The following is a 15,133-nucleotide window of genomic DNA, read 5'->3' as shown; positions in this document are numbered from 1 at the left end:
TGACACAGGCCGGACTTGGTGTAGGCTGGGGGTGTTGTCCCAGTGACGCCAACCGACACGATCAGGAGGTTCTGATGCTCTGGTTTCACCCGATCCTGCAATGTCTCGCCACCCTCATCGCCGTGTATGCCGCATGGCTCGGCCTGCAGCGGCTCCTGTCCCGCCATTTTGGCATGAGCCTGAAGTTCCAGTGGAAGCGGCACGTTTCCATGGGGGCCGCCGCCCTTACCCTCTGGCTGCTCGGCCTGTTCGGCGGCATTGCCATGGCCCGCATCAAGTGGGAGGCGAATTTCATCACCGGAGAGCATTCTCAGGTCGCGCTGCTCATGCTGCCGCTGCTGCTTTTCGGCCTCGGCTCCGGGCTGTATATGGACCGTTTCAAGGGACAGCGCACCCTGCTCCCCCTGCTGCACGGCGTGGGCAATCTGCTGCTCCTGGCCCTGGCCTTCTACCAGATCCGCACGGGCTGGCAGGTGATTCAGGATTTCATCCTCTGAGTCTTTTGCCCGGAGACCAGGAGGCGGGCAAAAGGGCGGTTCGGACGCACCCTTGCCTTTCCGGGCCGGGCGTCGTATCGCGTCGGCTCCGGCACCCAACACGCAATCCCCGGTATCGCCTATGTACAAACCCTGTGTCGGCTGCGGCTGGTGCTGCCTGACCGACCCCTGCATGGACTCGCACCGACGCTACGGCTACCAGCGCCGCTGCCCTGACCTGCGCTGGGACGCGGCCCAGGGCCGCTACCTGTGCGGCCTGATGCTCGACCCAAAGACCGCCGACGAGGTGCGCACGGGCCAGCACGAGGGCCAGGGCTGCTGCGCCCCCCTCAACGGATGGCGCGACGACGTGCGCAACCGCGACAACGACTGACTCCCCGGCCCGGCCTGACGCCAGGCTCGACCACTCCCCGCCCCAAACCCGCCACTCGCCGAATTCCGGGTTGCGTCCCTGCCGCGAGCAGTGCTAAATCCGTTCTTGGCTTGAAAAAAGCCGAGGAGAGAGCATGCTGCTAGGAATCGACGTGGGCGGCACCCATACGGACGCCGTCGCCATCAGCCTGGAAAAGGGAACCCGTATCCTTGCCGCCTGCAAGGTGCGAACGCGTCACGACGATCTGCTGACATCCGTGACCGAGGCCCTTGAGACCATCCTGGCCCAGGTGGACGCGGGCGCGGTGACCCGGCTCAACCTGTCCACCACCCTGTCCACCAACGCCATTGTCCAGGGCAGGACCGAGGACGTGGGCGTCATCGTCAGCGCCGGGCCGGGCATCGACCCGCACAACTTCATGCCGTGCCGCGATTTTCACGTCATCGACGGCTCCATCGACCACCGGGGCAACGAGGTGCGCGCCCTGGCCCCGCGCCAGCTCTCGGACGCGGTGGACGCCTGCCGGGCCAACGGGGTGCGCGTCTACGCCGCGGTCTCCAAATTCTCCACCCGCAACCCGCGCCACGAGAACGCCATCCGCCGCGCCGTGCTGCAATGCCGCGAAGAGGAAGACTGCGAATACGCGGATTTCGTCACCTCCGGCCACCAGCTGGGCGGGGCGCTCAACTTCCCGCGCCGGGTGGCCACCGCCTATTTCAACTGCGCCGTGTGGCGGCTCTACAATCAATTCGCCACCGCCGTGGAGCGCGCCCTGGCGGACATGGGCCTTGGGCACGTCAAGGTCAACATGCTCAAGGCGGACGGCGGGACCATGCCCCTGCCCCGCTCGCGGCGCATGCCCGTGCAGTCCATCTTCTCCGGCCCGGCGGCCTCGGTCATGGGCATCATCGCCCTGACGGACATCTTTCACGACTCGGTCATCCTTGACATCGGCGGCACCACCACGGACATCGCCATCTTTGCCGACGGCGCGCCGCTCATCGAGCGCGAGGGCATCGCCATCGGCTCGCACCCCACCCTGGTCCCGGCCCTCAAGGTGCTCTCCATCGGCATTGGCGGCGATTCGGCCATCTCGGTGTCCAGGTCGTCGTCCACAGTGCGCGTCGGCCCCAACCGGCTCGGCCCGTCCGTGTGCCTGGGCGGCCAGCACCCCACCCTGACCGATGCCCTCAACCGGATCGGCGCGTGCGACGTGGGCGACACCCAGGCCTCCCTCGCGGCCCTGGAGGCGCTGGCCGTGGCCCACGGCCTGACCGCCGACACCCTGGCCAGGGAGGCCGTGGACTACGCCTCCCAGACCATCCACAACGCCACCCGCGACCTGGTGGACGAGATCAACTCCAAACCCGTGTACACCATCCACGAACTGCTCGACGAGAAACGGGTGGTGCCCAAGAAGGTCTACCTCATGGGCGGCCCGGCCAAGGCCATGAGGATGGAGCTGTTCAAGCGGTTCCAGCTCGCCACCGAGGTGCCGGACAACTACGACGTGGCCAACGCCATTGGCGCTGCCCTGACCAGGACCACCTGGGAGCTGGAACTTTTCGCCGACACCCAGCGCCACGTCCTGTTCATCCCGTCCCTGTCCTACCGCGAGAACATCCACACCAGCTACACCCAGCGCGACGGGGAAAAGGACGCCGTGAACCAACTCTCCATGCAGCTCGACTCCATGGGCGTGTTCCTCCAGCCCGAGGACGCCCAGATCACCCATTCGTCGAGTTTCAACATGGTCGAGGACATGGCCCAGGTGGGACGCAACATCCGCGTCAAATGTCAGGTTCGGCCCGGCGTGGTCGCCACACTGGAGGGACGCTGATCATGCTCAAGGCGGATAAATCCCTGGGGATCGTCTTTTTCCCGGCCTTTGACTGGGCCATATCGCCCACCCATCCCGAACGCCAGGAGCGGCTGCTCTACACCCAGGACCAGCTGCGCGAGGAAGGGCTCTTCGACATCGAGGGCGTCACCGAGCACAAGCCCGACGTGGCCGCCGTCGAGGACGTGGAGCGCGTCCACTTCTGTTTTCCCGAGGTCAGCGCGGTGACCACCCGCTCGCACCTCATCTCGGCGGGCGGGGCCATGAAGGCCGCCGATCTCGTCATGCAGGGCGAGTGCGACCGCGCCTTTGCCATGGTCAGGCCGCCCGGCCACCACGCCATGAAGGTGGTCCACGGCGCGCGCGGCTTCTGCAACATCAACATCGAAGCCGTCATGATCGAGCACATCCGCGAACAATACGGCCACAAGCGCGTGGCCATCGTGGATACCGACTGCCACCACGGCGACGGCACCCAGGATGTCTACTGGCACGACCCGGACACCCTGTTCATCTCCCTGCACCAGGACGGGCGCACCCTCTACCCCGGCTCCGGCTTCCCCCAGGAGCTGGGCGGGCCAAGGGCCATGGGCCGCACCCTGAACATCCCGCTGCCGCCAAACACCTCGGACGAGGGATTCCTCATGACCATGGAGCGCGTGGTCATGCCCATCCTCGAAGACTTCAAGCCCGACCTGATCATCAACTCCGCCGGGCAGGACAACCACTTCACCGACCCGATCACGGACATGAACTTCTCGGCCCAGGGCTACGCGGCCCTCAGCGAGATGCTCAAGCCGGACATCGCCGTGCTCGAAGGCGGCTACTCCATCCAGGGCGCCCTGCCCTACATCAACCTGGGCCTGTGCCTGGCCATGGCCGGGGTGGACTACTCCCACGTCCGCGAGCCCAACTACAACGCCGAACGCATCCGCCAGGACGCCCGCACCACCGCCTACATCGAGGAGCTGTGCAAGCAGTTGCCCAGCCTCTACTTCAACCCCCCAGCCTACAATCCCAAGGGGGATGTCAGCCAGGGGATACTGTCGGGCAACAAACTCGTCAGGCAGCGGCAGGTCTACTACGACACCGACGGTATCAACGAGGTGCAGCAGGAGACCCTGTTCCTGTGCGACCACTGCCGGGGGCTGCTCAAGATCGAGACCAGGGCGGACTCCGGCCCCCTGTGCCTTGGCGTGGAAATCCCCATCAACGCCTGCCGCGACTGCAAAAGCCACGGCTACCAGATCGTGGAGGACGCCCAGCTCAAGGGCAACTCCCGCTACATCCAGCTGATCAACCGGCTCGACCGGGAGTATGTGCGTATCGGATTCTGACCGATTGGTGCGGCGCGTGGGAAGGATGGCGAAAAGCCGCTCCGCCGGGACTGATGGATTCAACTGCCCCTTGGAACTTTTTTCGCAGGCCCAAGGCGCTTCCTGTACGCGAGGGGTTGATTCGCCCTGGCAGCTCTCGGATTTTTCAGCAGCCTGCCAAGCCCTGGCCGCCGGGGGCAGCGCGTTGCTGCCGGTGGATGATCAGGCAGGCGATGAGCATGAGAACGTCGCGGACAAGGGTCTGGACGAGCGAACCGGAGCCGGTGGCCATTTCGTCCACAGCAGAGCCGACAGGGGAGTCGGCGGCAGGCCCGAAGCAGCCGCAATCCACGTCGAGCCCCAGGTGCAGGGCATAGGCGGTCACGGCCAGGAACACCAACAACTGTGCGACAACCAACCCCAAGGCGCCCCGGATGCCGAGGATGAGCCCCGCGCCCGAGGCAATCTCGATCACGGGCAGGGCGCGGGCCAGGAACTTGGCCGTGCCCCAGTTGACCAGCCCGTAGGCGTCGATGGCCTGGGCAAAGGCGGCAGGATCGAGCAGCTTGAGCGCGCCCGCGTAGACGAACACGCCGCCCAGCGCGAGCCGGAGGACAAGGGACACCACCTTGGAGGCCGGGATTTTCTTCATCTTTCTCCCTTGCGCCGCTCAGTGCGGCAGCGGCGTGGTTATACCGGGAATCGCCTGCTGGCGCAAATGGGAACCTGCCCGCCCGGTCGTCAGCCGGGCCAGACGCCTGGGGCAGGGCCGCGCACAACGGCCCAGACCCTGCCCAACACCGGCAACCGCAATCCATGGCCGGAACTGCAACCGACAACCGCAAAGGCGGCCCGACAAGGCGACCGATGCCTGCCCCAAAATCTCGCAACATTCTCTAGAAAAATACAAGAATTCCGGACACAACAACACGGTGTGAATAAAAGCGCTGTGAAATTAAACGGATAAGTCGATATTTTTCTTGAGATGACGCGAATTTTTCTGTACTCCAATGAAGAACAACAACGTGACGCAAGGGGGAGTGAGCCATGAGCGGCAAGAAGGTGTTGTCTGTTGCGGAGATCGCCCGCGAGTTGGAGTTGCCCGAATCCACGGTCCACTACTGGAAGAACCGGTTCGCCCAGCACCTGCCCAGCGTGGGGCGCGGGCGGCAGAAGCGGTTCCGGCCAGAGGCCATCGAGGTCTTCGCCTCCATCTCGCGGCTGCTCAAGGAGGGCCATACGGCCCGCGATGTCATGGACCAGCTCTCCCGCTCCTTTCCGCTCCAGGCCGACGCCATGCCCGTGGGCGCGTCCCTGCCGCCGGCCATGGTCGGCGTTGCCATGGAGTCGGCCATGGAACCGGCCATGAAGATGGCCTCGGCCATCGGGCTTGAGATCGCCCGGAGTGTGGGCGAGGGCATCCGCAGCGTGCTGGCCGCAGGCGAGTCCGGCGCCAGCGGGGCTGACGTGGCCGATGTCCGCCAGGGGCTGGAGGACGCGGCCCGGCGCATCACCGCCCAGGTGGAGGAGACCCATCTGCTCAAGAGCGAGAACGAGCTGCTCAAGGAAAAGCTCAGGATCATGGAGGCCGAGATGGTCCGGCTGCGCAAGGACCGCCGCGAGATGGAGAAGTACCTCCTTGACAAGATCCGTTCCGTGACTACCTAACCCCGCGTGACCCGGGATTTCCCCTCCCGGTCCACCCCCATACCATTTTCGCACCGCCGCGCGGGCCGAGCGCCCGCCGGTTGGCCGCGCACATTACCCTTTGGAGGATACCTGAATGGGCAAAAAAACCACCCACAAGTTCAAGGCCGAGGTCAGCCAACTCCTCGACATCCTGGTCCACTCGCTCTACACCAACAAGGAGATATTCCTGCGCGAACTGGTGTCCAACGCCTCGGACGCCCTGGAAAAGGTCCGGTTCATGACCACCGCCGAAGGCGGCCAGGACGACACCCCGCTCGAAATCCGCATCGAGGCGGACAAGGACGCCAGGACCATCACCATCACGGACACGGGCGTGGGCATGACCCGCGACGAGCTGATGAAGAACATCGGCACCATCGCCCACTCCGGCACCGCCGAGCTGACCCGCATGGCCCAGGAGGGCAAGGCCCCCCTCGACGCCCTCATTGGCCGTTTCGGCGTGGGCTTCTACTCGGTCTACATGGTGGCCGACGAGGTGGAGGTGACCACCCGCTCCATAGAGCCGGACGCCGCGCCCGTGGCCTGGACCTCGGACGGGAAGAACGACTACAAGCTCCAGGACATCGACGACGCCACGGGCGAGAACGGCGGCGAGTCCATGGCGCGCGGCACGCGCATCGTGGTCCGCCTCAAGGAGGATCTGGCCTCCCAGTTCACCAACACGGCGCACCTCAAGTCCGTCATCAAGAAGCACTCCAACTTCATCAATTTTCCCATCCTGGTGGACGGCGAGCGCGTCAACACGGTCACCGCCCTGTGGCGCGAGCCCAAGTTCCAGATCACAGGCGATCAGTACGCCGAGTTCTACAAGTTCCTGACCTACGACTCCGAGGACCCGCTCGACACCCTGCACACCTCGGTGGACGCGCCCGTGCAGTTCAACGCCCTGATGTTCACGCCCAAAACCGGCGGCGATCCCTTTGGCATGAACCGCGAGAACCGGGGGCTTGATCTCTACGTGCGCCGCGTGCTCATCGAGAAGCAGAACAAGGACCTGCTGCCCGAGTATCTTGGCTTCATCAAGGGCGTGGTCGACACCGAGGACCTGCCCCTGAACATCTCGCGCGAAACGCTTCAGGACAACCTGCTCATCCGCAAGATCAGCTCCACCCTGGTCAAGCAGGTGCTCGACAACCTGGAGAAGATAGCCAAGGACGACGCGGACCGCTACGCCGAATTCTGGCACGCCCACGGCACGCTCTTCAAGGCCGGGTACATGGACTTCCTGAACAAGGACAAGTTCGGTCGGCTGGTGCGCTTCAACTCCTCGGCCAGCCCCTCGGCGTCGTCGGGGGCCACGGGGCTGGCCTCGTTCGCCGACTACCTGTCGCGGGCCAGGGAGGGGCAGAAGGAAATCTACTACGCCTACGGCCCCAGCCGCGAGGCGCTCGGCCTCTCCCCGCACCTTGAGGTCTTCCGCAAGAAGGGCCTTGAGGTGCTCTACCTCTTCGAGCCCATCGACGAGTTTGTCATGGACGCCCTGCGCGACTTTGACGGCCACGCCCTGGTGGCGGCGGAACACGCCGACATGGCCACCCTCGACGGGTTCGAGACCCTGGAGCAGGACGAGCAGGCCGCGCCCCTGAACGACGAGCAGAAGTCCACCCTGGACAAGCTCCTCAGCCGCATCAAGGACGTGCTGGGCGAGGCCGTGACCGAGGTCAAGGTGTCCCGGCGGCTGTCCGGTTCGCCCGTGTGCCTGGCCAACCCGGACGGCAACGTCACCAGTTCCATGGACAAGATCATGCGCGTCATCAGCAAGGACACCTCCATCCCCAAAAAGGTGCTGGAGGTCAACCCGGACCACGCCCTGGTGCGCAACATGCTGACCATCTTCGAGAAGGACGCGCTTGATCCGTTCATCGATCAGGCCGCCAACCAGCTCTTCGAGTCCGCCCTGCTGCTCGAAGGCTACCTGACCGACCCCCACGCCCTGGTGGGCCGGGTCCAGGACCTGCTGACCAAATCGAGCGGCTGGTACGTGGATTCGAAAAAGTAATCCCTGCGGCGGTCCGGGCCAGCCCCGGACCGCCGTTCCCCTGCCTCCGGGTTGTGTACGCCCTTGTCAAAACCGTCCATTTTCGTGGCCGGAATCTTCCATTATTGTCATACCTTGACCGCCGCACTGCCCGCTGCACTGACGCGAAGTCGCCCGCCTGATCCCTCATTCTCCCGGTTTTCCGTACCATTTACTCTGTGCCGCATTTCTGGCATTAGCGTTGCATTCCTGTGACGCCGCACCTGGGCGACACCGCTGCGGTCCATGCGCATACCCCAACCGAGGAGAGGATTCCCAATGAAACGCTTTCTGACCATCGCCGCCGTGCTCTGTCTGGCGGTCACGACCCTGGCCGGGGCGGCCCAGGCGTCCGGCAAGATCAAAGTGGCGGGCATCTACACCCAGCCCATCCAGCAGAAATGGGACGCCTGCCTGCACAAGGCCCTGCAAAAGGCCGCGGACGCGGGCGAGATCGAGTACGTCTTTTCCGAGAAGGTCTCCAACACCGACTATGTCCGCGTCATGCGCGAGTATTCGGAAAACGGCGTCAACCTCGTGGTGGGCGAGGCCTTCGGCATCTCCCGCGATGTGACCAAGGCCGCTGCCGACTACCCGCAGGTGGCCTATCTGATGGGTGACTCCTTTGGCCCGCGCGGCACCAACCTCGCGGTGTTCGACAACTACATCCACGAGCCGTGCTACCTCATGGGCATGATCGCGGGCTCCATGACCAAGACCAACAAGATCGGCATGGTCGGCGGCTACCCCATCGGCGAGGTCAACCGCCTCTTCCACGCCTTCATGGCCGGGGCCAAATCCGTCAACCCGGCGGTGGAGTTCAAGGTCTCCTTCATCGGCTCCTGGTATGATCCGCCCAAGGCCAAGGAGTTCGCCTTTGCCCAGGTGGAGTCCGGCGTGGACGTGCTCTACGCCGAGCGCGGCGGCGTGGTGGACGCGGCCCGGGAAAAAGGCATCATCGCCTTTGGCAACGTCAACGACATGAACAAGGAGGAGAACGGCAGGAACGTGGTCGTTACCTCCGCCCTGTGGCATATGGAACCCGCCCTCAACCACGCCATAGAGCTGGTCAAAAAGGGCGAGTTCAAGGCCGAGGACTACCGCGAATGGACCATGATGGGCAAAGGCGGCGCGTCCCTCGCCCCCTACTACGAGTTCGACGCAACCATCCCGGCGGACATCAAGGCCAAGGTCGAGGAGACCAGGGCGGCCATCCTGTCCGGCAGCCTTGTGGTCGAGATCAACGATTCCGAGCCCAAGTCCACCTTCTAGACGCAGCATGACCGGGCCGCCTCGCACCTTGCGGGGCGGCCCATCCCGCGCCCAGGGGCCCCATGACCGAACCCGTGCTCAAGCTCTGCGGCATCACCAAGACCTTCGGGTCCGTGACGGCCAACCAGGACGTGACGCTCCACCTGCGCCAGGGCGAAATGCTCGCCCTGCTCGGCGAGAACGGCGCGGGCAAGACCACGCTCATGTCCATCCTCTTCGGCCACTATGTGGCCGACAGCGGCACGGTCGAGGTCTTTGGCCGCCCCCTGCCCCAGGGCACGCCGCGCGCCGCCCTGGCCGCCGGGGTGGGCATGGTCCACCAGCATTTCACCCTGGCCGCCAACATGACCGTGCTCGACAACATCATGCTCGGCACCGAGTCGCTGCTCTCGCCCGCCCGCGACACCCGCGCCGCCCTGGCCCGGCTGACCGGGCTCATGGACCGCTTCGGCCTGCGCGTGCACCCCTCGGCCCTGGTCGGGCGGCTCTGCGTGGGCGAGCGCCAGCGCGTGGAAATCCTCAAGGCCCTTTTCCGCGATGCGCGCATCCTCATCCTTGACGAGCCCACCGCCGTGCTCACACCCCAGGAGGCCGAGCATCTCTTCGCCACCCTGCGCCAGTTGGTGGACCAGGGGCTTTCGGTCATCTTCATCACCCACAAGCTGCGCGAGGTCATGGCCGCCTCGGACCGCTGCGTGGTCCTGCGCCATGGCCGGGTGGTGTTCGAGTCGGCCACAGCCGGGACCACGGCGGGCGAGCTGGCCCGGGCCATGGTCGGCAGTGACATCCCCAGGACGCGCCGCCCCGAGCCCCGGCAGGGCGGGGAGATTCTCTCCCTCGACGCCATCACCGTGCGCGGCCACACGAACAAGCCGCTCCTCGACGGGCTCAACCTCAACCTGAACAGCCACGAAATCCTCGGCATCGCCGGGGTCTCGGGCAACGGGCAAACCCAGCTGGCCGACCTGCTCTCCGGGCTGATCGTCCCCCACCACGGCCAGATGGTCATCCACGGCCAGCGCGTCCACGCGCCCAGCCCGGCTGGCATGATCGCCCTTGGCGTGGGCCGGGTGCCGGACGACCGCACCGGCACGGGCCTGGTGGCCGACATGACCGTGCTCGAAAACCTGGCCACAGAGGTCTACCGGCTGCCCGGATTCGCCCGGCGCGGCATCATGAATTTCAAGGCCCTGGCCTCGCGCGCCCGGCAGCTCGTCGAGGCCTTCGATGTCCGCTGTCCTGGCATCGACGCGCCGGTGCGCACCCTCTCGGGCGGCAATATGCAAAAGCTCATCCTGGCCCGCGTCCTCTCGGGCGCGCCCTCGGTCATCCTGGTCAACCAGCCCACCTGGGGGCTCGATGTCGGGGCCACGGCCTATGTCCACCAGCAGCTCCTCGACGCTGCCGCGCGCGGCGCGGGCGTGGTCCTCATCTCCGAAGACCTTGACGAGCTCTTCCAGGTGGCGGACCGCATCCAGGTCATGTACCAGGGCTCCCTGTCCGCGCCCGTGCCCACCGCCCAGGTGGACCGCGCCGAGCTGGGGCTGCTCATGTCCGGCGACCACGTCATGCCCGACAACCGCGCCATGCCCGGCGCGGCAGAGGTCAGGCCATGAGGCTCGAAGCGCGCGAATCCGTTTCCCTGGCCATGCGGGCGCTCGCCCCGGTCATCGCCGTGGGCGCAGCCATGCTCGTCTGTTCCGCGCTCCTGGTCTGGGGCGGGGCCTCGCCCGTGCAGGGCTGGGCGCTCCTGCTCCAGGGCGCGCTCGGCTCCAAGTTCGCCATCAGCGAGACCCTGACCCGCGCCACCCCGCTCATTCTCACCGGACTGGCCGCTGCCGTGGCCTTCCGCGCCAAGCTCTGGAACATCGGCGGCGAGGGGCAGTTCTACATGGGCGCCATCGTCGCCACCTGGCTCGGCACCGGGCCGTTCGCCATGCCCGCGTATCTGATGATCCCCTCTCTCTTCCTGGCCGGGGCCATGGGCGGCGGGCTGCTCCTGCTCGTCCCCACCCTGCTCAAGACCCGGCTCCAGGTGGACGAGGTGGTGACCACCCTGCTGCTCAATTTCATCGTCATCCTTTTTGTCAACTGGCTTGTCTTCGGGCCGTGGAAAGACCCCATGGCCATGGGCTGGCCCCAGGCCGCGCCCATGGTGGACGAGGCCATGCTCCCGCTCATCCTGGCCAAGACCCGGCTGCATTTCGGCTTTTTCATCGCCCTGGCCTGTGCCGTTGGCGTGTGGTGGTTCATGCGCGCCACCACCTGGGGGTTCGAGATCCGCGCCGTGGGCGCGAGCCCCAGGGCCAGCGCCTTTGCAGGCATGCCCGTGGGTGCGGCCACCGTGCGCACTGCCCTGCTCTCGGGCGGGCTGGCAGCCATGGCCGGCGTGGCCGAACTCTGCGGGGTCAAGGGCTACCTGACCCTCGACCTGTCGCCCGGCTTCGGCTACTCCGGCATTGTCGTGGCCATGCTCGCCGCCCTGCATCCGCTCGGCGTGGTGGCCTCGGCCCTGTTCGTGGCCGTCGTCTACATCGGGGCCGATTCCATGAGCCGGGCCATCAATGTCTCTAGCTACATCGCGGACGTGACCACCGCAGTCTGCCTGCTGGCCGTGCTGGTGGCCATGTTCCTGACTAAATACCGGATCAGGTGGAGATGACATGGAAATCCTGAATTTCCTCCTGGAAACCGGCTTCTGGATGGCGACCATCCGCATGGCCACGCCGCTCATCTTCGGCACCCTGGGCGAGCTGCTCTGCGAGCGCGCGGGCGTGCTCAACCTCGGCATCGAAGGGATCATGGCCGCTGGCTGCATGGCCGGATGGACCTGGGTCTACATGGGCGGCGATCTCTGGACAGGCGTGCTCTTCGCCGCCTTCATCGGCGGCCTGTTCGGCCTGCTGCACGCGCTCTTCACCGTGCATCTCGGCCTGTCCCAGCACGTCACCGGCCTGGGCATCACCATGCTCGCGGCCAGCCTCTCCTCCTTTGTCTTCCGCATGCTCCTGCCGCGCGCCACCACGCCGCCCAAGATCGTCCCGTTCCAGCCCCTGGACCCGCCCCTGCTCACCGACATCCCCTTTGTCGGCCAGGTCCTTTTTCATCAGTCCGCCCTGACCATGGCCGCCTTCCTGGCCGTGGGCGCGGTGGCCTACGTCCTCTACCGCACCCCGGTCGGCCTGGCCGTGCGCATGGCCGGAGAAAATCCCATGGCCGTCGAGGCGCAGGGCCTCTCGGTCTTTGCCATCCGCACCTGGGCCGTGGTCGCAGGCAGCGCCCTCATGGCCGTGGGCGGCGCGTTCCTGACCATGTCCGCCTTTGACGCCTACTACATCGGCATGGTCAATGGCCGCGGCTGGATCTGCATCGCGCTCGTGGTCTTCTCCTCCTGGAAACCCGGGAAGGCCCTGCTCGGCTGCATCCTCTTCGCCGCCTTTGACGCCATCCAGATGCGCGTGCAACAACAGTCCGGCATGACCATCCCCTACCAGTTCTACCTGATGATGCCCTACGCCTTCTCCATCATCGCCCTGATCATCATGTCGCGCCGCGCCGCCTACCCCAAGGCCCTGCTCATCCCCTTCAGAAAAGGCGAGCGATAACAACTTAATGCCTCCGGCGGCCAGGGCGCTGCCCTGGACCCGCCAAGGGCCTACGGCCTGTGACCCCAAGCGAGCCTCCGGCGGTAAGAGCCGCGTGGAACAGCGATGGCCTGCCCACCCTTTCGGGATGGACAGGCCATCGCTGTTTCACGCGGCAGGGGTTAATTCACAAGAAGACCCCCGATCTTTTCTTTATGTCCTGCCCAGCCACGCCATCCCCGCTCTCCCTCTCGTCAGCCCCGCAATGGGCGGGAGCGTCGTGGCACCAGTTGCATCGGCCTGCGGCAGGGCGAAACCCGGCGGGAGCGGAGTCTTCGACCGCTCCCAACTGTTTCGCCAGCAGGTCGATGATACTGGTGTCCGACGCGGGAGACCCGATCACACGTCTTCAAAAGCGGTTTTTGCTTACTTTTGGCCGCTTTGGCCCAAAAGTAAGTCGCGACGGAGGAGCGAAATCCTCACCCAACTCCCCATTCCGCCGAAGGCGGCTTCCTTATCTCTCCCCTTCCTCTCCCTTTCCTCTCTCTCCCCTTTTCCTTCCCTTCGCCCATACCGAAAAAAATCACCGATTCTCCAACCTGCACCCTTGACTGTAATAGGCACACCCCTCCCCCATGTCAGTCATGCGCGACTCAATGATGACATTGGCATTATGCCCGAACTTCATCCACCCGCCCCGGCGCATGATCACGCTGCGCGGGTGCAGCCCGGCCACAGTCTCGACAGTCACGCGCATGGCCCCCGCCGGGGTCACCAGATAGGCGTCCATGGCCGGATTCAGAGCCGCGAAGGCGGGGTTGTCCTTGGCGATCCAGACCGTGGGGAACCCGGCCTGATCCGCCTCCGGGATCTGCGAGTGCACCGACTCGCCGCGCACCAGGGTCAGCAGTTGCAGAGGATACTCCGCGTCGCGCTCCGGCTCGGGCGAGAGGGCTTCGGGGAAGCGGTACAGCCCATCGGGATGGGCAAAGACCATGCCCTTGAAGGCCACCGGCGGATGGCTCACCTTGACGAACCCGTGCTCGCGCAGTTCGGCCAGGGAGATGTCCGCCTTTTTCAGTCCTTCGGCCAGACAGGTGTCACCGTCCGGCAAGACGACCGGATCGGCCAGCCGCGCGCCCAGCTCGGCCATGATCTCGAAGTCCGGGCGGCAGAGGCCTGGCGGCGGCACGGCAGCGGCGCAATGGTTGACGCAGTTGTGGATGAAGGAGCCAAGCGCGTCCTCGCGCTCGAACATGAAGGCCGGGGGCAGGATGATATCGGCCAGCATGGCCGTGTCGTGCATGAACCCGTCCACCACCACCACAAAGGGCTTGCGCAGCGCGTCGGCCACGGCCAGACAGTCGGGCACCTGGTTGACCACGTTGTGGCCGTCGATCCAGACAAACTCCACGGGCGGGTCGGCCCTCCGCAGCTCCGGCCCCAGGTCGTTGATGAGCAGTTCGCGACGCGGCGCGGCAGGCAGCCCTCCCCTGACCAGATGCGCCCAGGTGCCGAGGTTGCGGCCAGACGAAATGTTGTAGTACGCCCCCCCGCCGCTGACCCCGACATTGCCGGAAAGCATGGCCACCGCATTGATGAAGCGGACGTTCTCGCCGCCGAATACGTGGCGTTGCAGCCCCCAGCCAATGAGCGTGGCCACGTTGCCGGAGTCAGCGTACCAGTCGTAGACCATCTCGGCGTCGGCGGCGGACACGTCGCAGGCCCGGCACAGGTCGCGAAAATCGAGGCTGTCGATGAGCCCGCGCAGGGCGGGCCAGTTGGCCGTGCGGGTCAGCACCCAGGGGTTGAGGTCGCCCGATTCCAGAAAGAGCTTGAGCACGGCCCCGGCCAGGAACCGGTCCGTGCCGGGCCGCACCCGGATGGTCAGGTCGGAATACTCCGCTGCGCCGTCGCCGCCCGGCGAGATGGTCAGCACCTCGGTGCCCTGCTTGCGCGCCCTGGCCATGAGCGCCTGCTGGTGGACCGAACTGCGGGCCACGTCGCGTCCCCAGTTGACGATGCGGCTGGCGTGCAGGATATCCTCGGGCTCGTTGTGATTGAGCGCGCCGAAATCCCTGATGGAGGCCGTGATGCCGGTGTTGTCGCACAGCGCGCCGCGCGTGGTGGACGAGCCCAGGGCCTGAAACAGGATGGAGCTGGCCTTGCCCAGCACGCCCCGGTAGCCGTGGCCGCCAATGTGCAGAATGGTGGCCGGGTTGCGCCGGGCCGCGTCGAGCCGCGCCACGGCCAGCCCAAGCGCCTCGTCCCAGCCCGCCTCGACAAACTGGCCGTCGCGCTTGATCAGCGGGGTGGTGATACGCTCGGCCGCGTCGAGCCGGTCAAAGTAGCGGCCCCCCTTCTTGCAGCAGAACCCCTTGGTAAATGGATGCTTGGGGTTGCCGCGAACGGTCCGGGCTTCCGGGTCCACGAGCAGCGAGCAGGCGTCGCCGCAGTCCATGGTGCAGGCGGTGATGATGGGCATGAATTCCTCCGACCCGAAGAGTGGTGGACTTTACCGGCA

General features: G+C 65.8%; 12 protein-coding genes. 10 read left to right on the top strand and 2 right to left on the bottom strand.

All coding sequences use genetic code 11. The features are described from left to right. The first annotated feature begins 74 nt into the window (after positions 1–74). The 4 genes from DAES_RS01215 (at position 75) to DAES_RS01200 (ending at position 4,047) form a co-directional block, all read left to right on the top strand. Positions 75–497, top strand: coding sequence for a DUF4079 family protein (locus DAES_RS01215; protein WP_013513212.1), 423 nt, complete (start codon positions 75–77; stop codon positions 495–497). Positions 498–618: 121 nt separating this feature from the next. Next, on the top strand, positions 619–870 hold the full coding sequence (locus DAES_RS01210; RefSeq protein WP_013513211.1) for a hypothetical protein: 252 nt from the start codon (positions 619–621) through the stop codon (positions 868–870). 133 nt (positions 871–1,003) lie between these two features. Then, positions 1,004–2,710 carry a hydantoinase/oxoprolinase family protein gene (locus tag DAES_RS01205; protein ID WP_013513210.1) on the top strand — a complete coding sequence of 569 codons (1,707 nt, stop codon included), beginning with the start codon at positions 1,004–1,006 and terminating at the stop codon, positions 2,708–2,710. 2 nt (positions 2,711–2,712) lie between these two features. Then, positions 2,713–4,047, top strand: coding sequence for a histone deacetylase family protein (locus tag DAES_RS01200; RefSeq protein ID WP_013513209.1), 1,335 nt, complete (start codon positions 2,713–2,715; stop codon positions 4,045–4,047). A 145-nt stretch (positions 4,048–4,192) separates the two neighbouring features. On the opposite strand, the gene DAES_RS01195 is transcribed toward DAES_RS01200, so the two are convergent. After that, the gene (locus DAES_RS01195; protein WP_013513208.1) at positions 4,193–4,678 is read right to left on the bottom strand and encodes a DoxX family protein; all 486 of its coding nucleotides are present in this window, start codon (positions 4,676–4,678) and stop codon (positions 4,193–4,195) included. Positions 4,679–5,073: 395 nt separating this feature from the next. Here DAES_RS01195 and DAES_RS01190 point away from each other — a divergent pair, with 395 nt between their 5' ends. The 6 genes from DAES_RS01190 (at position 5,074) to DAES_RS01165 (ending at position 12,630) form a co-directional block, all read left to right on the top strand. Continuing rightward, positions 5,074–5,694: a MerR family transcriptional regulator gene (locus DAES_RS01190; protein ID WP_013513207.1), complete on the top strand. Its 621-nt coding sequence runs from the start codon at positions 5,074–5,076 to the stop codon at positions 5,692–5,694. 115 nt (positions 5,695–5,809) lie between these two features. Continuing rightward, positions 5,810–7,735, top strand: a complete 1,926-nt coding sequence (gene htpG, locus DAES_RS01185; RefSeq protein WP_013513206.1) for a molecular chaperone HtpG — start codon at positions 5,810–5,812, stop codon at positions 7,733–7,735. A gap of 297 nt (positions 7,736–8,032) precedes the next feature. After that, positions 8,033–9,025, top strand: a complete 993-nt coding sequence (locus tag DAES_RS01180) for a BMP family protein (protein WP_013513205.1) — start codon at positions 8,033–8,035, stop codon at positions 9,023–9,025. Between the two features lie 62 nt (positions 9,026–9,087). Then, a complete protein-coding gene (locus DAES_RS01175) occupies positions 9,088–10,641 on the top strand; it encodes an ABC transporter ATP-binding protein (protein WP_013513204.1) in 1,554 nt (517 codons plus the stop codon). Further along, on the top strand, positions 10,638–11,687 hold the full coding sequence (locus tag DAES_RS01170) for an ABC transporter permease (RefSeq protein WP_013513203.1): 1,050 nt from the start codon (positions 10,638–10,640) through the stop codon (positions 11,685–11,687). The genes DAES_RS01175 and DAES_RS01170 overlap by 4 nt, the downstream gene beginning before the upstream one ends. A gap of 1 nt (position 11,688) precedes the next feature. Further along, positions 11,689–12,630, top strand: a complete 942-nt coding sequence (locus tag DAES_RS01165; protein WP_013513202.1) for an ABC transporter permease — start codon at positions 11,689–11,691, stop codon at positions 12,628–12,630. A 562-nt stretch (positions 12,631–13,192) separates the two neighbouring features. Here the strand turns inward: DAES_RS01165 and DAES_RS01160 are convergent. Beyond that, positions 13,193–15,094 carry a molybdopterin-dependent oxidoreductase gene (locus tag DAES_RS01160; protein WP_013513201.1) on the bottom strand — a complete coding sequence of 634 codons (1,902 nt, stop codon included), beginning with the start codon at positions 15,092–15,094 and terminating at the stop codon, positions 13,193–13,195. Positions 15,095–15,133: the final 39 nt, after the last annotated feature.

It is taken from the genome of Pseudodesulfovibrio aespoeensis Aspo-2, assembly GCF_000176915.2.
GTDB classification, from domain to species: Bacteria; Desulfobacterota; Desulfovibrionia; order Desulfovibrionales; family Desulfovibrionaceae; genus Pseudodesulfovibrio; species Pseudodesulfovibrio aespoeensis.
Note: the sequence above shows the minus strand (reverse complement) of the source record. Positions and strands in the feature narration are given on the sequence as shown.